This window comes from Cytobacillus firmus DS1, assembly GCF_000565285.1.
Lineage (GTDB): Bacteria > Bacillota > Bacilli > Bacillales > Cytobacillaceae > Cytobacillus > Cytobacillus firmus_A.
The window spans coordinates 356,361-375,901 of record NZ_APVL01000002.1; the positions used below are offsets into that span (position 1 = coordinate 356,361).

Sequence of the window (19,541 nt, forward strand, 5' to 3'; positions counted from 1 at the left end):
GAATGAAGGTAAGTCTTTTTGCAACATGTCTGGTAGATATGTTTCAGGGAAATGCGGGAAAAGCAGCTGTTGAACTGCTCGAGCGGCTGGGGTGTGAAATAGATTTTCCGGAATCACAGGTCTGCTGCGGCCAGCCAGCCTATAACAGCGGCTATGTGAATGAATCGAAGGAAGCCATGAAAAGGATGATCACGGCATTTGAGCATGCAGAATATGTTGTTTCCCCTTCAGGATCCTGCGCCTATATGTTTCATGAGTATCCTCATGTTTTTAAAGGAGACTCTGTTTGGGAGCCCAGGGCAAAAAAGCTTGCAGAAAAAACATACGAACTTACTCAATTTATCGTTGAAGTTCTAAACGTGGACGATGTCGGGGCAAAGTTAAAAGGAAAGGCCACTTATCATACATCCTGCCATATGACCAGACTCCTTGGAGTAAAAGAAGCTCCCATGAGATTATTGAAGAATGTGAAGGGCCTTGAATTCCAAGAGCTTCCAGGCAAAGAGCAATGCTGCGGTTTTGGCGGAACATTCTCTGTAAAAATGGCTCAAATATCGGAACAAATGGTAGATGAAAAGGTTGGGCATATAGAGGAGACTGAAGCAGAAATTCTCATTGGAGCTGACGCAGGTTGCCTGATGAATATTGGAGGCAGGATCGGCAGGCAGGGAAAGCCAATAAGGGTTATGCATATTGCTGAAGTATTAAATTGCCGCTGAGTATTAAATGGACACGCTTTCCTAAAGGGCAAGGCAAGACAGATTTGAACGTTTACGATTGTCTAGTGTAAGATGCCTGCCTCCTCGTGTGTCAGGAGTGGATGAGGGGCTTGCGTTTTTCTTAAGGGGGAATAAAAAAATGGCTATGAAAATAGGAAAAAACGACTTTAAGGATCGTGTAGATTCCGGAATAAACAATTCCTTTATGAGAGGGGCAGTTTCAGGTGCACAGGAAAGGCTTCAGACCAGAAGACTTGATGCTGCAGCAGAACTTGGAAATTGGGAAGAATGGCGTTCGCTATCAGAAGAAATCCGTCAGCATGTACTTGAAAATCTTGATTTCTACTTATATCAGCTCAGCGAAAATGTAGCTAAAAGGGGAGGGCACGTTTACTTTGCTGAAACTGCTGAAGAAGCCTCTGCTTATATACGGGAGGTAATTGAAAAGAAGAACGCAAGAAAAGTGGTTAAATCAAAATCGATGGTAACCGAAGAGATTCATTTAAATGCTTCATTGGAAGAGGCGGGGTGCCAGGTAATTGAAACAGATTTGGGGGAATACATTCTTCAGGTGGACGACCATGACCCGCCATCACATATAGTGGCGCCTGCCCTTCATAAGAATAAAGAGCAGATTAGGGATGTATTTGCAGAAAAACTAAGCTATCAGAACACCGAAAAGCCGGAAGAGCTTGCATGGCATGCGAGAGAAATGCTTCGCCACGAATACTTAACCGCTGATGTTGGCATTACGGGCTGCAACTTCGCTGTGGCTGAAACAGGTTCAATTACATTAGTGACTAATGAAGGGAATGCAGATCTTGTCACTGCCTTGCCTAAGACACAAATTACGGTAATGGGCATGGAAAGGCTGGTCCCGACTTACGAGGAAATGGAAGTGCTAGTCAGCATGCTGACCAGGAGCGCAGTTGGACAAAAGCTAACGAGTTATATAACTGTTTTGACTGGTCCAAAAGAAGAACTTGATGTTGATGGACCCGAGGAATTCCACCTTGTCATTGTAGACAATGGCCGCTCATCGATATTAGGAGGGGAGTTTCAATCCATTCTGCAATGTATCCGCTGCGCTGCTTGTGTGAATGTTTGTCCCGTATACAGGCATGTTGGAGGCCATTCCTACGGATCGATTTATTCAGGCCCGATCGGAGCGGTACTGTCACCGCTTTTAGGCGGCTATGATGATTATAAAGAATTGCCTTATGCATCAACCCTTTGCGGGGCCTGTACAGAAGCATGTCCAGTCAAAATCCCTCTGCATGAGCTGCTTCACAAACACCGGCAGGTAATTGTCGAAAAAGAAGGAAGGGCTCCAATATCGGAGAAGATGACGATGAAGGCCTTTGGACTGGGGGCAGCTTCACCTTCCCTTTATAAATTGGGATCTAAGCTGGCACCGGCAGCCATGAATCCATTTACAGCAGGCGACAAAATTACAAAGGGGCCCGGACCTTTAAAGGCATGGACAGAAATCAGGGATTTTCCAGCTCCTAATAAAGAAAGATTTCGCGATTGGTTCAAAAACCGGCCAAAAGGAGGCGGACAGCAGTGAACGGAACTATTCAGAATCGGGACGCATTTTTAAATAAAATTGCAGACAGACTGGGAAGGGAAAAGAGAACTTCTGGAGTTGAAAGGCCAAAGTGGAGCTATAATCCACAGGATTCCATCTTTAAAGAAGCAAATTCAGATGAGCTTCTGGAAGCTTTAAAAACACAGTGCACGAAAATTCACACTGACCTTCTTGTAACAAAAGCCGCCAATTTGCCGGAAACTCTTAAAGAGATTGCAGCCCAGTACGGAGGCGGTCCAGTTGTGACCTGGAAGGATGACCGTTATAGACAGTTTGGCCTTACGCAGCTTTTTGAGGAAATTTGGCCAAAAGAGAATGTGGAAGTACATGAATGGGATTATTCTGCTGGAGAAATTAATGTTGATTACGCAGAAAAGGCCAATATCGGCATCACCATCAGTGAAATTACTCTGGCTGAATCCGGAACAGCAGTCCTGTTCAGTGGCAGAGACCATGGGCGGTCAGTCAGTTTTCTGCCTGCTGCTTCCATTATCCTTATTCCGAAGAGCACTCTTGTTCCGCGCATGACACAGGCTGCAAGAATCATCAGGGAAAGAGTGAGCAGAGGGGGGCTGGCTCCTTCATGCATTAATTTCATAACCGGACCAAGCAATTCAGCAGATATTGAGATGAACCTCGTCGTGGGAGTTCATGGACCTGTAAAGGCTGCGTATATTGTTATTGATGATTTATAATGCGTGAGCACCTTGCATCCTGTATTAGTAAGTACGGAAAAAAACGCCAACATATGTTGGCGTTTTTTCTGTAAGCGTCCCAGGCGAGATTCGAACTCACGACCTACAGCTTAGGAGGCGGTCTTACCTATAAGGAACAACTTTGAAGAACTTGGATAAACCCTTGATAAATGGGCTTTTTTGAACTATGAAACTGATTAAGTTGGTTAGAATTTGGGGCTTAATGTTGAGTTTAGACCCCAAATCGACCCCAATGCCCCGAAATTAAATGTGGTCCTGTTAACGATAAAAGTAAAATCTATACAAGCTCACTTTATAAACCAGAAAGCCAAACCAACCTACATTTCATCTTCTCGTTGTTTCTGTAACGAGATTTGAAGGCGACTTAGGATTTTGTGGTTAATATCATATTAGCAGGCTTAAGCCAAATATTCTGCCATTATCCTGTCAAAAGTCTGCCATTAATATAGGATAAATTATATTAAACTGAATCCAAAAAGGCTTGCTATGGAGGCAATGGAACCAACATCCCCAAGAATCCCTCTTAGAAACCCAAAAGGTTCTTTCGCCTTTTCTGAATCATTATTATTATAGGCTTCTCTTAGTTGTCCTGCCATGTATTCAGCCAATTTACGCTTGCCTTCATCATGGATTTTAGTAATATCTTCATTTACTTCTGAAAAAGCCTTTTCTGCTGTATCAATATCTTGATTAATAATCATTGTTTGTTTAACATTTTTTCCAGTGTTTAAATTACTTTGTTGTACATTCCCCAAAACATTAATGCTCTTGTCTATCATTATATAGACCTCTTTTCGTTGACCAAGTTTTATTAAGCCTCTTTTTACTAAAGAAAATACATCTCTCACACCAGCATATTTTTGTTCTATGCTAGTTGTAGGTGCCGGTTCTGATAGTTGGCTTTTTTTTTTACACTTGAATCTTTTGACTCCTGAATAAAGCTCTGTGTAAAGTCAAACACAATTAAAATGTTAGAATGATCAAGTTCTTCCTCTGAACAATCACACTCATAAATTTCTTCTTCATCAATAGGCTCATCAAGCAAAAACTCTTGACATTTATGATTATTTTCACATAGAAGAATCTTTTTTGCTCTAACAATAAACCCATCAACAGCTACTAGATAATTAAAAACTATATCATAGTATTCATCACCAAGATTAGCAGCATACAAAACATTTTCAACAGTAAAATCCATAATTGGAGGGGTCATTTTTGCCCAATCAGTTAAAATCTCATTTATATATAGAGTTGGAACTTTCATTAAAACCCCTCCTGATCTTTAGTTACCTTCCCCAGCTGCAGACTGCGCAACTTGGTTTTGTTGTTTTAGAATATAACATACATAAATATATGCTTCTAAAACATGCTCATAGACCTTTTCAGTTACTTCTTTTGTGAATTTAAACCCGCCATTTTTTAAATTTACTTCAAAAGCAACATCAATTTCAATTTCCGTGACTGAGTCTTCAAATTTAAAAAAACATGTTTCGTCCATCGTATCGTCAGTTGGTAAACCAACCACTTGAGTAATAGCATTTTTTATCTTTGAAAATGTATCATCATTTCTTAAATTTATGTTCTTTTTGCCGTTGAATCTCATACTTCCTACAGTGGAAGGAATAGCAATCTGTGTTGAAGACAATCCTGCGGATAATATATCACACATTTGTTTTGCTTCTTCTTTTGTGACAATTGTAGTATAAGTCCACTTATAAGGTTCTGGGAATCCCATTAATTTCATGATAAAACCTGCATATTTTTTTCGATCTGAGTATGCGCATCGTAATTCAATTACCTTGTCTGAAAAGTGAATTACAGCTGATGTCACATATGCATAGTAGTCTGGCTCTTTTCTCCACCCAGTTTTTCTAACTGATGACTTTCTTTCTACCATTTTCAAATAAACATCTGAGCCATCAACAGCAACTGAACACAGTTTAATATGTTCACTTAATGCCGGCTGCCATTCCGTGTTTATTTTATTCTGCTCAACAACCCTTTCACTAATTAACGTCTCAATAAACTTTTCTGCTGTTGCAGATTTTGTTGGGAAATTAGAGTCAGGCTTAAATATTGATAAGTTACTACTTGTAAATCGAAATTGATTTTCAAGATACTCCAGTTTCTCCTTATGTCCCTGTTCTATCAAATCAGAAATAACATCATTAATTTCCCTGCCTGAATGTAGAACTTTATTAGCTTTAGCAAGCTTCTTAATATACTTCGAGGGAATGTTCAAATATCCTTCCATGAATTAACCTGCCTTTAGTTAATATTTTTCAGCAGGCCTCGTGCTTCCTTTTTTACCCTAATTAATAGTATAATAAAGATAAAATAATATGGCTGGAGGCCGCTAATCCCATAGTTCTCTGGCCCTATTATAGCATATTAATTCCATTTTTAAATTATTTTTACAGAAAACTCCCGTTTTCACAGATGGGAGTTTTTTTCTATTTTTTTAGTTTCATATCTTATATTTGTTGTAAGTCATTCCGTAGCTGAATCCATTGATCACTTGATTCAAATGAAAAAATCCTTATCAGTGACTCACTACATTTTTTATGGCTATTTAATAAGCAGAAAAGAGGCAATATATATTCTATTGACGCTTATAATCCTTTCTCTTTATCTTCAATCCTAAGTTTTCTTTTCGAAAAATTCGTCAAAGTGACTTGCTGCTGTTTTATCGGCCTCTTCCAATACGTGCCCATAAATGTTCATGGTGGTAGAAATATCAGCATGTCCTAATCTTTCGCTAATTACTTTTGCGTGTACCCCTTCATTTATTAGCAGGGTAGCAGAGGTATGCCGGAGATCGTGAAAACGGATATGTTTAAAGTCATGTTTTTTGGTAAATCTTCGCCACCACTGTCCGATACTGTCTGGACGTATAGGCTTACCGAATTCATTTCCAAAAATGAAGAAGTGATCAGGCCATTCCCAAAGGTCACGTACTTTCCACTTATCTTGTCGGCTGGTTAATTCTAATTTCATTAACATCTCAAGTAATTTTTCTGGAACACTAACTGTGCGGTCTTTCCCCGTTTTAGTGCCTTTTATTTTTACACCTTCACCCTTAATTTCTGTAATAGCCTGTTCAATTCGGATAGTACCTTTGTCAAAATCAACATGTTTCCATTCAAGCCCAGCAATTTCACCTTCACGCGCCCCGGTTGAAACAGCTAGAAGGACCAGTGTCTTCCAGAATAGGGGTTTATCATCAAGCAGCTGCATTAACTGGCCTAACTCTTCCTTGGAGTAGACTTCTGATTTTTTCGATTTCCCATTTGGTGGTTTTGCCCCAATTGCTGGGTTTTCTTTAATCAGTTTCCAACGATGAGCGCAAGAGAGGACGTTATTAAAAGCCTTGTAACAATTTAAAACTGAAGAAGCTGATAGCTTTCCTTCTTTACCGTCAAGGCGCTGACCATTCTTTTTAAGGTCATTTATGAAATTAACAACGTGTATGGTTTTGATGTCTTCAAGTTTAAAATGCCCATATTTCGGAAGTATCCTATTTTGTAAGATACTGATGTAGTTTTGTAGGGTATCAGGTGAAAGGGTATCTTTGGCATGTTTTTCAAGCCATTGCGGATAGAAAGCTCTTAATGTCATTTTGTCTTCAGCTTTGAAAAATTCACCTGTTAAAATTTCAGCTTCAAAAAGGGTGAGTAATTTCCTTGCCTCCTTCATATTTTTGGCTTTAACTGTTTTTCGTTCCCTGATAGGGACGCCTTTATCGTCATAACCAAGTATTACTGTTAGACGGTAACTTCCATTACCACGCGATTCGACATTTGCCACGATATTCACTCCTTTTTTCGAATGTATGTTCTATATTTGGCTGAAAAGAAAAGCCCAAGGTTGGGGCTAATTATCTAATGCCTTCTATGCTATAAGTAGCTATACATCTACACCCTTCATGAAAAGGCGGATGATTCACTCCAATAACAGCCTCTAATACATCACCTGAGTTCTTTTCATGATTGGCACATAAAGAGCAAACTTTTTCATCGTTCATTTTTCTAATCTTGTATGACATCTTCATTGGAGAACTCTGCACTTTGACAAGTTCATCAGAAAACTTATTTACCCTATCTTGAAAATTCATTTATCTTCCACCTTTTAATTAGCAAATGAAGTGTGTTTCGCCTTCCATTTTTCTAAAGAAATAAACAACCAGAAACTATAGATTCCTAGAGTGATAATAGTCAGGATCCACCACTTAATCCAGTTACCAAAAAGCCCCACTGCAGTACCATTAAACTTTAACCTTCTTCCATTAATAACCGTGTGCTCAACTTTCCATCTATAAACAATATTAACTGCCCAAGGGTAGCAAATTCCTAATGTACACACGGTAACTAAAAATCCAAGAATGGACCATCCAATGAATTCAAATAAACCTCCATCAAAATAGGAACTTCTTTCTTCACCTGCACCAACATTTACAACAACATTGGTTTCAGACATCTAGCTTCCTCCTTTAACTGTTAAATTTATGTATAAATGGGCAAAGAACCCAGTGACGCTAAAATAAAAACACGAAAACAAATTCGTGATTCTTCGGTCTTGTGTAATATTGCCTAGTTTAACGCTAAATTTTTTTAAGGTGCGCAATTTCTTGGGGTACACCGTAATAGGCAGCTGCTTCATATATAGTAGTTTGAGAGTTTTCATGTAACGAGAAATCCGGGATAAGCAACTCAACAGCAAAAGTATTTGCCTCCATCTCTATGCGGCTTGTTGAGTAAAGAGTGTTTTCCCTTAAAAAGGGAGTATTTACTCTGGGGTGTAATTCTGAATGTCCCAATTCATGAGCACAAACAAAATTTTGCTGAAATCTTTCCAGGTTGCTGTTAATGACTATGTATTTATTTCTTTTGTCATACTTATAAAAGCCCTGGATCTCATGATGTAAATCCCATTCAACTACATGAATATTTTTAAATGTTGCTAATTCATAAGGATCGTTGGTTTTATATTTATAAATAATGTCTTGTACAGCCCTTTTTATCCAGTTCAATGATATCGCCTCACATTCCTACTCGTCTTTATCTTCTCTATACTTCTTAGGAATGTACTTTTTATTAATCCTTTGAGTTTGACGGACAATATGTTCCATTGCCTCCATTAAGGATTCAACAGCTTCTTCGCTTAATGGCTCGCCCTGGAAGCTAAGGCCGTCTACTTTTGTTAAGTCTTCGCGTATTTGCTCCATGCGTTTTGCGATGTCTTTTTCGTCTTTATCTCTAAGAATATCTTTCTTCCTGTCTGGTCTTCCTAATAAGTAATCGGTTTCTACTTCATATAGGTCTGCCAGCCTCTTAAGTGTTTCAGTATCTGGATCTCGGTAATCTCGTTCATAGTTAGACAATACTGCGTTAGTAATCCCGATTTTTTCAGCAACTTCTTTTTGTGACCATTTTCTTTTTTCTCTTTCTTTCTTTAGACGACTACCTAAGCTCATGAACAATCACCAGTTCCTAATTCCATATTATTTACAAACCTTTATATTAAATTATTTTATATTAAATAAACGCTTCGTTAAATAAATTAAACAATAAGTTGATTTTTTTATGTTTTAGTGTTGACTTTAAACGTATCGTTGATATAATAAAAACAACAAATTAAACCTTACGTTGAATGTTGGAGGTGAGGAAATGCAATTACATGAAAAAATAAGAGCCGTAAGGAAAGCTAAAAATATCAGTCAAATAGTAATTTCGAATAAGTTAAATATTACTGTTCAGTCTTACAGCATGAAAGAAACTGGAAAAAGACCAATTACCACAAATGAATTGGAAATTATATCCAATACTTTAGGAGTTTCACCTTCAAATTTTTTTGAGGTTGAATTCAACATAAAGTTGAATAAAACAACTGCATAAGGAGTTGGCAAAATGAATCTCACCGACAAAGTTGTTTGGGCTGAGATCAAACTCAAAATCCTGCAATCAGCCATGATGATCAACGACGGTTACTCAAATGAAGAAGTCGTGACTCATCTTTTGGAAGCTGTTGAAATTTTGGATAACACACAACCATAGGAGGTGCTCATTTTGGATCTTAAAAAGTTAATTGCAAAGGAACATTTAAAAATGCAAAGAAAAACTTTGACTGCCCAGGAAGTCGCAGAATATATCGGCGTTCATCCTGACACGATTTATACCATGGTTCGTGAAAAACAAATCCCTCATTTTCGGGTTAGGCGTCGCATTTTCTTTTCAATGGAAACAATAAATGCCTGGATGCGCGACCAAGAACAAAAAAGTCTGGAGGCGATGTGATGATTCAACTACAACCAATTAGCCAGGAAGGACAGAGAGTGTTAACCACTATCCAGCTGGCGGAATCCTTCGGTACAGATGCAAAAATTATTAATCGCAATTTTCAACGAAATGCTGACAGGTACGAACAAGGCAAGCACTATTTTGCTTTATCTGGTGAAGACTTAAGAGAATTCAAAGGGTCACGTCAATTTGACGACAGCCTAAAATTCACATCAATCCTGTACCTCTGGACAGAAAAGGGAGCTTGGCTGCATGCCAAGTCTTTAAACACAGACCAGGCATGGGATGCTTACGAAATGCTTGTCGATGAATATTACACCATTAAAGAAAATGTTGTTCCTTTATCTAAAGATCAGGCCCTTGTCACTGTCCTAAGAACAACAGCCGACCTTGTAGAAGATACCCAAACATTAAAAGCTGAACAGCATGAAATCAGAAAGTTGATGCATGAAATTGATCACAAGGTAGAAGAGCAAATCACCCTTACCAGCGGCGAACAGCGCCGATTGCAAAAAGGGATTGCTCAGAAAGTTTACGAGGTTGAGAGTGATCCCAAAGTCCGGCCAAGGCTCTTTAGGGAACTCCACCGTGAAATTAAAGATCGCTTCGGTGTCGCCAGCTACAAAGACGTCAAGCGTAAGGAGCTGCAATCAGCCCTGCGCTACATAGAGAATTGGATACCGAGAAAAGTTTCATGAGAGCGAAGGCACCGAACGAAGCTGCCAGGCTCAAAAGATTCGGTGCACTTCCTTCATAAATATATTTTATTACCAATCTAGCAATTTGTCGGTTCCATACTGGAACTGTTCCAAATTGGAACACGGAGGGAGGGGAAGTGAAGTGACTTTCGGCGCGGTATTGAAAGCATGCCGGGAGCGAGCAGGCCTTACACAAGAGGAAATCGCAGAAAAGCTACATCGTTCACGGAGTTGTATTTCAAAATTTGAATCAGACAAAAAAACACTGGATGTCACCACGTTAATCAGATGGACAGATGTAACAGCAGCTAAAGATGTTGCCTGTGCCATCGTAACAGGTGTTGATCCGGTCATGATATTACAGCAGTTCATGCCATTAATAGGAGGGTTGATTATATGGATTTAACCAGGAGAGAAAGACTGGAAAAGTTAATTGAAACACTTAGAGCTCAGGGGATTAAAATCGGTTGGGCTGTAAGGTTCAGTGCTCCTAAGGAGGGATAACCAGTGGATTTAGGATATGTATTCGCGATGATTGGAGCTACTTGGCTTGTTTTCATCCTTGGAATTATGATTGGTGATTTTACGGCTACTGAAAGGAGAGAAAACAGTGACTGAGAGTGAAAGAAAATTATATGAGCTGGGTGTTCATGCTAAAGCCTTGCTGGATTTGAGCTTAGAAGCTCCGCAAACATTCAACCCAAAGCTAATTGTTGATCGCTTATTTAATCGGTATGAAGAACTTCAATTTGATTTAGACCAAAAAGAAAAGCAGTAAGCTTCGCACAGCTCACTGCCACTCAACACCAGGATATAAACCTATTCTACCACCAATAGTATAGGGCGGCAAGAACCTTTGTTCCTGTCGCGATAAGTCGGAGCGGACATCTACCATCCCCCACCTACCATTCGTTTCGGCTTATCGCGGTGTGAACAAAGCACCAAATACATAGAGAGGAGGACGCAGAGTGGATCATCCAATGATCGAACGGATTCAGCGGACAGGCTATCCATATGAGTTTTGTGAAGAAATCTATGAATGTGAAGTTTGCGGAAGAGAACTAATTGAAGAATCAGATGTTTGTCCGTCTTGTGAGGATGAAGAGCAATGAAAAAGACCCCTGTTGGGAGCAGGAGTCAGGTTTATAAAACATTATAGTACCGTCATTGTAGCATATGGACTCTTGACGGTAAAGGGAGGACTTAATAGTGGCAATTAATGCAGTTTCTACAAAAGAAATGAGCCGGTATGAATGGCTGCAAGAACGTGCTAAGGGAATCGGAGGAAGTGATGCAGGAGTCATCCTTGGAGTTAATAAATATCGCACTGCCTTTGAACTTTGGTTAGAAAAGACAGGCCGGGTTGAACCCCAGGAAATCGATAACGAAGCCATATACTGGGGCAACGAAATGGAAAACGTGGTTGCCAAGGAATTTGAAAAGCGTACAGGCAAGAAGGTTCGCAGGACAAATTTCATGTACAGCCACCCTGATCATCCATTTATAAAAGCGAATGTGGACCGATTAATTGTTGGAGAATCTGCCATTCTCGAATGCAAAACAGCCAGCGCATACCTTGCAAAAGAATGGGAAGGCGAAGAGATTCCCGCCAGCTATCTTGTGCAGGTTCAACACTATCTTGGTGTAACGGATAAGGAAAAGGGTTATATCGCTGTCCTTGTCGGTGGAAACAAGTTCATCTGGAAAGAAGTAGAGCGGGACCAGGAGCTTATCGATATGATTTTCAACGCCGAAAAGCACTTCTGGGAATATCACGTTCAGCAAGGACATGCCCCGGAGCTGGATGGATCCAGTGCTGCTGAACAATATCTGAAAGAAAAATATGATCGTGCTGAAAAAGATAAGGAAATTGTTCTTCCGTCTGATTATAAAGACTTGCTGGTTCAATACGAGAAAGTGAAAACGGATGAAAAGCTGATTAAAACAGCCAAGACGGAAATTGAAAACAAAATAAAAGCAGAGCTGAAGGATGCAGAAACGGGCCTTACAGATCAATATGTTGTCACCTGGAAGAATCAAATTCAAAACAGAGTGGATTCCAAAGCTTTAAAAGAGAAGTTTCCGGACATCTACAAGGAAGTTCTTAAAGAATCCTCTTTCCGAAAATTTGCTGTAAAGGAGATTAAATAATGGCCACAAACTCTGGATTGAAAAACCAATTAGCCAATAAACAGGAGACGGCAGCCAAGCAAGTTTCTGCCCAGTCTCTTGGCCTTAAGGGCTTGCTAAATACACCTACCATGCAAAAGAAATTTGAACAGGTATTAGCAAAGAAGGCGCCACAATTCATGGCGTCTGTCCTTAACTTATATAACGGTGATGTCGGCCTGCGAGAGGCTGAGCCGATGTCTATTGTCTCAAGCGCAATGGTTGCTGCGTCTCTCGACCTGCCGGTTGATAAAAATTTAGGTTACGCCTGGATTGTTGCCTTTTACGATTCAAAGAAAGGATATAAGGCGGCGCAGTTCCAGCTCGGATATAAAGGTTACATTCAGCTGGCATTAAGAAGCGGTCAATACAAGGCCATAAATGTAATTCCGGTATATGAAGGGGAGCTTCTAAAATGGAATCGCCTTACAGAGGAAATTGATCTTGATTTGGATGCTAAGAAGAGCGATAAGGTCATCGGTTATTGCGGCTACTTCAAACTGGTCAACGGCTTTGAAAAGACAGTGTATTGGACCCGGGATGAAGTAGAGGCACATAGGATTAAGCACAACAAGGCAAAGGATAAGAAGTCTCTCAATAATGTCTGGCGTTCTGATTACGATGCTATGGCTATGAAAACGGTTCTGAGGAACATGTTAGGTAAATGGGGCATCTTATCTATCGATATGCAAAAAGCCTTCACAGAGGACGAGCAGGAGCGCGAATTGAAGGATATTACGGATGAGGCGAATGAATATGAGGAGCCTATCCCATTCGATTCACAAGGGCAGGATGAGCCTGCTAACGAGGAACCAGAAATCATCGATCCAGATCCTAAGAAGAAAAAGACCAACAAAAAGATGTCCGCCCAGGAATCCATGGACATAGATTTTGAAGATGCATAACAAAACCAACGTCCTCCTTCCAGCTTGGATCTGGGAGGAGGCAAAAGATAAAGAACATTTGAAAAAGCTTGTTCTACAGTATATGCAACGGTATCCGGATTATACGATAAAAGGCATTAAAAACGGATTCGCCGTCTGCGAGAGAAACTAATTTGATAGGAAAGGAGGTACACAGGTGCAAGGCTGGATAAAGCTTCACAGAAAGATTCTAGATAACGAAATATGGCATGATGTCACCACTTTTCGACTTTTTACACTGCTGCTTCTGCAGGCCGTCCATAAGGATGGAGTAAAAGTAAAGGGCATTGAACTAAAGAGAGGTCAGTACCTCCGTTCCTATTCAAAGCTTGCTGAAGATCTCGAATACAAGGAAAAAAGAGGCTATAAAAAGGTCTCAAAAAGCACAGTTTTACGTTCGGTTAAGAAATTAGTTGAGGAAGGTATGGTGTCCGTTTGCGAAACGGATTACGGAACGGTGTTCACTATCCTCAAATACCATGAATACCAAGGCTTTGACGATGATAACGAAACGCTAATCGAAACGGTTAATGAACCTTTATCGGAACGAAATCGAAACGTTATCGAAACGTTATCGAAACAAGAACAAGAATTAAAGAATTTAAGAATTAAAGAATGTAAAGAAGATACTACTACTACTACCGCAGCAGTCGAGAATCCCATTCTGCTTTTTGAAAAATTGCTCTGCCGTTTGTCTCATAATCAGTCGCACTCCTTGTATCAGTGGGTGGATGATTTCGGAGGGAAAATGGAGATCATTAACGAGGCAATCACAATAGCGGATAACAAAAACAAACGTTATTTCGGCTTTGTTGAGTTTCTCTTGAAGGAATGGGCTAATAACAACCTTGATTCACTGGACAGGGTTAGGGCATATGAACAGGAGAAGTTTAATAAAGCCAAAATCAAACCTTACCCACGTAAAGGGCCAGTTAGAACAGAAATGCTGCCAGAGTGGTTTTATGAAAATGAGCAACCTAAGCAACTAAAGAAGAAAAAAACATCTGCAGAACTTGCTGCTGATAAAGCTGAACTTGATGAAATGTTAAGACGAATGGGAGAGCAAGAGGCACCGAACAATCAAGAAGACTTGGTCCGGAAAAAAGCCGAATTGCAGGAGAAACTTAGAAAATTAAAATCAGGGAGCTGAAACCATGGGGATCCTTTACGAGTCCGTTATCCAGCAAAAAAGGAATATCCTTATCAAGAGATTAGCAGAGTTGAAAATTTCTAAAGCTCAGTCGGGAAAAAGCATCCATGAATGTGATTATGAAGAGCTGAAATATGAATTGGTTCTGGCATCCTTTCGAGAAATCGATTCGGAAGCTGCAGAAAATATCTGGTACTGAAAGGAGAAATGAAAATGAGCATCACGAATGTAAAGCCGGCTACCCGGTGCCCTAGATGCCAAGCAAAAGGTACGGTGATTAATCACCGCGGAGGCATATTGGTTCTGGAATGCAGGCCATGCAATCAGCGCTGGAATACTTACTCAAAAACATGCCGGGATTGCGGGAAGCCAAATTATTACTATGTGGAGGGACCATGTGTTAAATGCTATTCGATAAGACACAACGCCATATGAATCTTAGAGCCGCAACCTTAGGGCAATTACTCTATGTAGCAAGATACGTGGACCAGGAAGCGGCTCACAGAGAACTGAAAAGGAGGATAGCATTTGAAAGCTATGACCAAACCGAAAACAATTATATGTCCGGGTTGCAATCGGCCACTGAGGAGCAAGAAGAGCATTGCGAAGGGGATAGGTCCCGTTTGTGAAAGAAAGCTCGAGAATCTCAAAAATGAGCCGGATGAGGACCAGATGAAAATGGAGTTGAAGGATAAGGAATGAGCAAGTATGGCAACAAGAAAACAATGTGTGACGGCCATCAATTTGACAGCCAGGCTGAGGCGAAATATTACGAGCAGCTGAAATGGCTGAAGCAGGCCAAGCAAATAAAATCCTTTAAACTCCAGCCCCGGTACTTGCTCCAGGAAGGATTCAAGAAGAACGGAAAGACCAACCGGAAAGTGGAGTACATTGCGGATTTTGAAGTAAAGCACTTGGATGGATCCATTGAGGTTATCGATGTGAAGGGTGTGGAGACAGAGGCTTTCAAGTTAAAGCGAAAGTGGTTCGACAGGCTTTATCTATACCGGCTGTCTGTCCTGGCTTATGACGAGAATCTTGGATTCATAGAGCTGGATAAATTGAAAAAGCTGAAAAGAAAGGCTGTGAAGAAGGGTGCAAAGCGTACTAATCGCAGACGATCGGCCAGCCTGGGTGCGGCAAGAAGATAAATTGATGGTTTGCTTTACTCGCTGTAAACAATACAGGAAATGCTCCTCCCGCATGGGTAAGGATTGCAAGAAGTTCGGCGGGGCTGAAATACCGAAAATTAGAAGATAGGAGGGAGTAAATTGTTGCAGGGTGTTTGCGTTGATGATAGCCAATCAGCAGTCCTGGCTAAAGGAAAACGTTATTTTCTCTTTCCAAACGGCTCAAATCACTATTATGTGTCGAAATTCCCTAACAAACATGCTCATACAGGTTGCTACCAAGCGAATATGTTCGCCATCTACGAGGAAGAGCTTTGGCCTGAGGAACCAGCCGCAAGGAAGATCGAGCTGGACCCGGAAAAGGTATATCGGGCATCCCTCATCTGGAGGAGGAAAGGCTATCAGTCTACCGAGCTGAAAGAATACTACATAATGCCGAAAGAAACACACGCTTATTTCTTTCATGACCGGGAACTTAAACGGTGCGGCGGCTGCTTCCCACTCCATTGGTTTACAGGGTTTGTTGAAATCACAATGGAGGATGAGCAGATAAGCAAGGAAATTGATCTCGAATTTGAGGAAAACGATCACATTTATACAGAAGATGTACAGGAGTTTAACGGATATGAGCAATTATCTCTGTTTTAGGGGGTGTGAAGGTTGGAAACGGACGCAAAAACCTTCTCAAAAGGCGAATGGATCAAGGTAGTGAATACTCGCCTAAAGGGTTATACCGGATACATTGTTAATCGGCTGTTGGAAGATGGATATAAAGTGAAAATTACTCGTGATCCTGACGGGAAAAGCATAGAGGCAACCATTTGGATAGGAGTAGAGGATATTGCTTCTTTTGACGAAGGGGTTGAGGAAGACGATCTGTTGACTCTTATTGATCTGGCATTAGCAACAAATGATAAACAGTGGTTTTTAGAGCTTACGGAGCAGTTGCCTGAAGAGCTACCATTTTAAATTGGGAGGTTGAATCGATGAAAAAAGTATTGGTGTTATTAATGGTCATTGCAGTATTCTGTTTGGCTGGCTGTGAAGAAAGTGAGCTGTACTATGATGGCAAGCTAAGACCAGAAAGCGAAGTGGAAGAAATCATTGCGGACCAGCTGGAAGTTGAAAACCCAAGCATGGATTTGGAAATCGATGTCTATCAGGAGTCTGAAGATTAATCAGTGAAGCAATTAGACTTATTCTCCTTCGCCCTGGAAGATCAAATCATCGATTTAAGGCAGGGCGAGGAGATAGAGTTCATCAGAGGTAAGGAACGGCTGCTGATCCGGAAGCATGAGAAGTACCAGGAAGTTTGCTTTTATCAGGGGCCAGGCTTCTCAGGATATGCCCTTCACATTGATAAAGAAGGTATGTGCGGTGGATTAGATATCTTTGTAGCAAATATTGATCGGTGGCTGGATGGCCGGGGTTGGAATGAGACAAAAGAGTAAAAAATAAATAAATAAATAATAAATGAAACTAGAGATTTATTAAAAAGTAGTCTGGAGAATTTGGATAAGGAGAATTTTGATATTCTCCTTAGTTTTCAAAAGGTGAGAGTTCTTAATGTAGTAATCCCCCCGATATTTTCTAATATATTTTTAGGGCAGTGATTTAGAAAATATTTGTAGCATTGAGCATTGTATAGGATTACATGTGCATTTGTGGATTTGAATTTCAATGAGCCTGGTACTCTCCATTCTCGTTCATGTGTCCAATCAATATAATTATCCTTCGCTGATAAGTCATAACTTACTATTCTCCAATATTCGCTGGGTTTTAGGTAATGCTTTGCAGTGTCTCTATTATCGTAAATTACTGGTCTTCCTTGCTTTTTATATATAAATTGTTTCATAAAGCTAAGACCAACTCCACAGTATCTTAATGGTTCCTGAGGATTAGTAATACGTCTTGAGAGTTCATATTCAATATTTTGTATTAATCCATATAATGGAGCATCTTGAAAACAAACAGCTTTGGTTTTACCGTTAATAAACCCAGTATTATCACTTCCGTTTATAACTTCATCTTTTAATATTTTTATTAAATTATCAACAGCCTTAAGGTTTATCTCTGCGAAATCTAATTTAGAGATGTCTATGCTTTTATCCGGTCTAGTCAGGTGTGTAAGAATTCTTGTAATATCAGATCTATTTTCAATTCTATCTTTCCATTCTGCTTCACTAATACCCAAGGTTTTCACTTCTTTCAATTAATATAAATTTAATATGTCATACTCAGAATATATTTAAAAGAAAAAATTAGTAATAAAGAATGATTATCAGACATGAGAATGAAAAAGACAATAAATAGTCAAGGGAGGGGTCCTAGATGAAAGAGCCTGCCAGATTAAAAACAATTGAAATTAACCCTAGGACAAACAGACTAGAAATCGATATAATGGAACAAAAAGGAAGCTTTGCTATTGTGGTGTGTAATGGAAAGGCACGGCTAACGGACTTGCCTCCACATGGAGAGACGAAGATTATTACTCATCAAGGAATAGTAAAGCGGGTTAAGTTTGATGAGGGGGAAGAGTTTTAAAGATGGTATTAGCAACTGTTACGAATCCGACAATTACTTATGAAATACCTATATATATAGTTTATACAATACTAGGTACTTTGATTGCGGCTATAATTGCTCAATTTTTATCACATTACCTAAGTGGTAGGCGAGATAGAAAAAAAGATTTTATGCAAAAGTATCAAGACCTATATTCTAATACAGTTGCCCCGATTTCAAATTACATGGCTATAAAAACAAATCCTAGAAAGTTACATGACGTACATCATAATGTAGTTGAGGAAGATTTATTGGAAATCACAATAAATAACTTAAAGGAAAATATTAAATATGCTTCCCCTGTGTGTTTGCAAATTTATGAAAGGTATTTTGGATATGGTTATTATGAAGATGGATGGGGAATTAACGAGGATTCTGATAAGCATTCACTCGTGTATTTTCTGCTGGATGATATGATAAGGACAAGTAGATGTACTGGTGTATTTAGTAGATCTGATAGGAATAGGTTGAAAAAATTGAAATATTATTATGGAGTATGTGCCATGGCTTTAAACTTCTTTGACATGGTGACTACTGAACAAATCCTATCACTTGAAAATTTTTACGGTGTAAAAAAAATCAAGTATAGAAATCTCGGAAGAGATTTAATTTCCTTGGATAGAAATAATATGGCTAACCATCTTCTTAAACACATTAGTACATTAAAAAATATCGATAAAGAAGAAATTTATAGCAACATTATCGAGCCACTAAAATTAGTTAAGAATAAATAGTTCTACCAGCCAACTGGAGGACACTAAATGACGCTTTTAGCGTTGTTGAGTGTTCTTTTTTATTTTCAAAGGGGTGTTTTTAATGAAAGAAGCTGCCAGCAAACAAATAGAATCCATTCTTAAGGATTATCATTGGATGATGAACTCCATAAAGATACTCAGGGACTCAATGAAAGATGCAGGTGAAGGGCTCACAGCACAATATGGAGATGAAGCTGGGATGCCAAAGGCCCAAGGCACCACGAGCGACCCTGTTTATAGAGAAAATCTCCGCAGAGAAAAAAGATATTCTGTTATTCATAAGTACGAGGCTAAAATTTCAGTTATTCAGGATCGGTTGCATCTCATAACTGATAATAGAGAAATAGAAGTGCTACATTGGTTACTGGAAGGAAAGAGCTATCGATGGATTGGAGCTCACATGGGATTATCCTTTTCTCATATTAAACGTATTCGTGATTCAATCGTTGACCAATTATCACAGGAAACAAATGGCACAAATGGCACAGAAGAAACAAAATTGTTAAAACACAAATCGGCTTGTTAGAATGGGAGGCAGGACGGAGCGGAAATAGCTTACATGGTTGGTAAGCCATATCCTGAGGAATCCACCTATCGGTGGGTGTTTGTTAGTATTAAATTAATTTATTTTAGAAATACTAAAATCAATGAAGGGAGAAAGACGGCCCTAACCGTCTCTCTTGATGATGGTGAAAGAGAAGAAAAATATCTTGATCTGAAAAAACCTTATCCTCATCATATTCCTCCCTTCTTAAATATTTTGACTAAACAAACAAGTTTTTATACCGTTCATTAGAAGCGCCTTCCGGGGTGCTTTTTCTTTTTCAAA

Annotated in this window: 33 protein-coding genes; 24 read left to right on the forward strand and 9 right to left on the reverse strand. The window is 39.5% G+C overall.

Annotated features, from left to right (window positions below; genetic code table 11):
- The first annotated feature begins 2 nt into the window (after positions 1-2).
- From PBF_RS04185 to PBF_RS04195, 3 genes are all read left to right on the forward strand, one after another.
- Positions 3-719: a (Fe-S)-binding protein gene (locus PBF_RS04185; RefSeq protein ID WP_035327474.1), complete on the forward strand. Its 717-nt coding sequence runs from the start codon at positions 3-5 to the stop codon at positions 717-719.
- 139 nt (positions 720-858) lie between these two features.
- Positions 859-2,289 (forward strand): LutB/LldF family L-lactate oxidation iron-sulfur protein, encoded by a 1,431-nt coding sequence (locus PBF_RS04190; RefSeq protein WP_035327477.1) that lies wholly within the window; start codon positions 859-861, stop codon positions 2,287-2,289.
- Entirely contained in the window at positions 2,286-3,005 is a 720-nt protein-coding gene (locus tag PBF_RS04195) for a LutC/YkgG family protein (protein ID WP_035327479.1), read from the forward strand. The genes PBF_RS04190 and PBF_RS04195 overlap by 4 nt, the downstream gene beginning before the upstream one ends.
- Before the next feature lie 476 nt (positions 3,006-3,481).
- Here PBF_RS04195 and PBF_RS04200 read toward each other — a convergent pair whose 3' ends face one another.
- The 8 genes from PBF_RS04200 to PBF_RS04235 all read right to left on the reverse strand — a co-directional run bounded on the left by PBF_RS04200 (position 3,482) and on the right by PBF_RS04235 (position 8,499).
- Positions 3,482-3,805 (reverse strand): hypothetical protein, encoded by a 324-nt coding sequence (locus PBF_RS04200; RefSeq protein ID WP_035327482.1) that lies wholly within the window; start codon positions 3,803-3,805, stop codon positions 3,482-3,484.
- An 86-nt stretch (positions 3,806-3,891) separates the two neighbouring features.
- Positions 3,892-4,290 carry a hypothetical protein gene (locus PBF_RS04205; RefSeq protein ID WP_035327484.1) on the reverse strand — a complete coding sequence of 133 codons (399 nt, stop codon included), beginning with the start codon at positions 4,288-4,290 and terminating at the stop codon, positions 3,892-3,894.
- Between the two features lie 18 nt (positions 4,291-4,308).
- A complete protein-coding gene (locus tag PBF_RS04210; protein ID WP_035327487.1) occupies positions 4,309-5,280 on the reverse strand; it encodes a hypothetical protein in 972 nt (323 codons plus the stop codon).
- A gap of 386 nt (positions 5,281-5,666) precedes the next feature.
- A complete protein-coding gene (locus PBF_RS04215; protein ID WP_035327490.1) occupies positions 5,667-6,833 on the reverse strand; it encodes a site-specific integrase in 1,167 nt (388 codons plus the stop codon).
- Positions 6,834-6,903: 70 nt separating this feature from the next.
- Positions 6,904-7,140 carry a hypothetical protein gene (locus PBF_RS04220; protein ID WP_035327492.1) on the reverse strand — a complete coding sequence of 79 codons (237 nt, stop codon included), beginning with the start codon at positions 7,138-7,140 and terminating at the stop codon, positions 6,904-6,906.
- Positions 7,141-7,154: 14 nt separating this feature from the next.
- Positions 7,155-7,502: a DUF898 family protein gene (locus PBF_RS04225; RefSeq protein ID WP_035327493.1), complete on the reverse strand. Its 348-nt coding sequence runs from the start codon at positions 7,500-7,502 to the stop codon at positions 7,155-7,157.
- Between the two features lie 124 nt (positions 7,503-7,626).
- Positions 7,627-8,055 (reverse strand): ImmA/IrrE family metallo-endopeptidase, encoded by a 429-nt coding sequence (locus PBF_RS04230; RefSeq protein ID WP_035327496.1) that lies wholly within the window; start codon positions 8,053-8,055, stop codon positions 7,627-7,629.
- A gap of 18 nt (positions 8,056-8,073) precedes the next feature.
- Entirely contained in the window at positions 8,074-8,499 is a 426-nt protein-coding gene (locus tag PBF_RS04235) for a helix-turn-helix domain-containing protein (protein WP_035327498.1), read from the reverse strand.
- A 193-nt stretch (positions 8,500-8,692) separates the two neighbouring features.
- Here PBF_RS04235 and PBF_RS04240 point away from each other — a divergent pair, with 193 nt between their 5' ends.
- The 17 genes from PBF_RS04240 to PBF_RS04300 all read left to right on the forward strand — a co-directional run bounded on the left by PBF_RS04240 (position 8,693) and on the right by PBF_RS04300 (position 16,843).
- Positions 8,693-8,920 carry a helix-turn-helix domain-containing protein gene (locus PBF_RS04240; protein ID WP_035327500.1) on the forward strand — a complete coding sequence of 76 codons (228 nt, stop codon included), beginning with the start codon at positions 8,693-8,695 and terminating at the stop codon, positions 8,918-8,920.
- A gap of 12 nt (positions 8,921-8,932) precedes the next feature.
- Positions 8,933-9,079, forward strand: a complete 147-nt coding sequence (locus PBF_RS26050; RefSeq protein WP_160169238.1) for a hypothetical protein — start codon at positions 8,933-8,935, stop codon at positions 9,077-9,079.
- A gap of 51 nt (positions 9,080-9,130) precedes the next feature.
- Positions 9,131-9,319 carry a helix-turn-helix domain-containing protein gene (locus PBF_RS04245; RefSeq protein ID WP_035327598.1) on the forward strand — a complete coding sequence of 63 codons (189 nt, stop codon included), beginning with the start codon at positions 9,131-9,133 and terminating at the stop codon, positions 9,317-9,319.
- A complete protein-coding gene (locus PBF_RS04250) occupies positions 9,319-10,020 on the forward strand; it encodes an ORF6N domain-containing protein (protein WP_035327502.1) in 702 nt (233 codons plus the stop codon). The genes PBF_RS04245 and PBF_RS04250 overlap by 1 nt, the downstream gene beginning before the upstream one ends.
- A gap of 142 nt (positions 10,021-10,162) precedes the next feature.
- Positions 10,163-10,426, forward strand: coding sequence for a helix-turn-helix domain-containing protein (locus PBF_RS04255; RefSeq protein WP_035327504.1), 264 nt, complete (start codon positions 10,163-10,165; stop codon positions 10,424-10,426).
- Between the two features lie 204 nt (positions 10,427-10,630).
- On the forward strand, positions 10,631-10,798 hold the full coding sequence (locus tag PBF_RS26055) for a hypothetical protein (RefSeq protein ID WP_160169239.1): 168 nt from the start codon (positions 10,631-10,633) through the stop codon (positions 10,796-10,798).
- A 190-nt stretch (positions 10,799-10,988) separates the two neighbouring features.
- Positions 10,989-11,132 (forward strand): hypothetical protein, encoded by a 144-nt coding sequence (locus tag PBF_RS26060; protein ID WP_160169240.1) that lies wholly within the window; start codon positions 10,989-10,991, stop codon positions 11,130-11,132.
- 127 nt (positions 11,133-11,259) lie between these two features.
- The gene (locus PBF_RS04260; protein WP_200870015.1) at positions 11,260-12,171 is read left to right on the forward strand and encodes a lambda-exonuclease family protein; all 912 of its coding nucleotides are present in this window, start codon (positions 11,260-11,262) and stop codon (positions 12,169-12,171) included.
- On the forward strand, positions 12,171-13,094 hold the full coding sequence (locus PBF_RS04265; RefSeq protein ID WP_035327507.1) for a recombinase RecT: 924 nt from the start codon (positions 12,171-12,173) through the stop codon (positions 13,092-13,094). Before PBF_RS04260 ends, PBF_RS04265 begins: the two co-directional genes overlap by 1 nt.
- 175 nt (positions 13,095-13,269) lie before the next feature.
- Complete coding sequence (locus PBF_RS04270; RefSeq protein WP_035327510.1) at positions 13,270-14,262, forward strand: DnaD domain protein; 993 nt, start codon at positions 13,270-13,272, stop codon at positions 14,260-14,262.
- A gap of 4 nt (positions 14,263-14,266) precedes the next feature.
- Entirely contained in the window at positions 14,267-14,461 is a 195-nt protein-coding gene (locus PBF_RS04275; RefSeq protein WP_035327512.1) for a hypothetical protein, read from the forward strand.
- A 338-nt stretch (positions 14,462-14,799) separates the two neighbouring features.
- On the forward strand, positions 14,800-14,964 hold the full coding sequence (locus tag PBF_RS26065; protein ID WP_235192198.1) for a DUF6011 domain-containing protein: 165 nt from the start codon (positions 14,800-14,802) through the stop codon (positions 14,962-14,964).
- A complete protein-coding gene (locus PBF_RS04280; protein ID WP_035327514.1) occupies positions 14,961-15,413 on the forward strand; it encodes a DUF1064 domain-containing protein in 453 nt (150 codons plus the stop codon). The genes PBF_RS26065 and PBF_RS04280 overlap by 4 nt, the downstream gene beginning before the upstream one ends.
- Positions 15,414-15,533: 120 nt before the next feature.
- Positions 15,534-16,040, forward strand: a complete 507-nt coding sequence (locus PBF_RS04285; protein WP_051488795.1) for a hypothetical protein — start codon at positions 15,534-15,536, stop codon at positions 16,038-16,040.
- Positions 16,041-16,052: 12 nt separating this feature from the next.
- Entirely contained in the window at positions 16,053-16,361 is a 309-nt protein-coding gene (locus tag PBF_RS04290; RefSeq protein WP_035327516.1) for an IDEAL domain-containing protein, read from the forward strand.
- Between the two features lie 17 nt (positions 16,362-16,378).
- Positions 16,379-16,570, forward strand: coding sequence for a hypothetical protein (locus PBF_RS04295; protein WP_035327518.1), 192 nt, complete (start codon positions 16,379-16,381; stop codon positions 16,568-16,570).
- 3 nt (positions 16,571-16,573) lie between these two features.
- On the forward strand, positions 16,574-16,843 hold the full coding sequence (locus PBF_RS04300; RefSeq protein WP_035327520.1) for a hypothetical protein: 270 nt from the start codon (positions 16,574-16,576) through the stop codon (positions 16,841-16,843).
- 95 nt (positions 16,844-16,938) lie between these two features.
- On the opposite strand, the gene PBF_RS04305 is transcribed toward PBF_RS04300, so the two are convergent.
- Entirely contained in the window at positions 16,939-17,586 is a 648-nt protein-coding gene (locus tag PBF_RS04305) for a hypothetical protein (protein WP_035327522.1), read from the reverse strand.
- Positions 17,587-17,723: 137 nt separating this feature from the next.
- Between PBF_RS04305 and PBF_RS04310 the strand changes: the two genes are divergently transcribed.
- From PBF_RS04310 to PBF_RS04325, 4 genes are all read left to right on the forward strand, one after another.
- Positions 17,724-17,936, forward strand: coding sequence for an XtrA/YqaO family protein (locus tag PBF_RS04310; protein WP_035327524.1), 213 nt, complete (start codon positions 17,724-17,726; stop codon positions 17,934-17,936).
- A 2-nt stretch (positions 17,937-17,938) separates the two neighbouring features.
- Entirely contained in the window at positions 17,939-18,691 is a 753-nt protein-coding gene (locus PBF_RS04315) for a hypothetical protein (RefSeq protein ID WP_035327526.1), read from the forward strand.
- Positions 18,692-18,773: 82 nt separating this feature from the next.
- Complete coding sequence (locus PBF_RS04320; RefSeq protein ID WP_035327528.1) at positions 18,774-19,238, forward strand: helix-turn-helix transcriptional regulator; 465 nt, start codon at positions 18,774-18,776, stop codon at positions 19,236-19,238.
- A 33-nt stretch (positions 19,239-19,271) separates the two neighbouring features.
- Complete coding sequence (locus PBF_RS04325; RefSeq protein ID WP_035327530.1) at positions 19,272-19,508, forward strand: hypothetical protein; 237 nt, start codon at positions 19,272-19,274, stop codon at positions 19,506-19,508.
- The last annotated feature ends 33 nt before the right edge of the window (positions 19,509-19,541 follow it).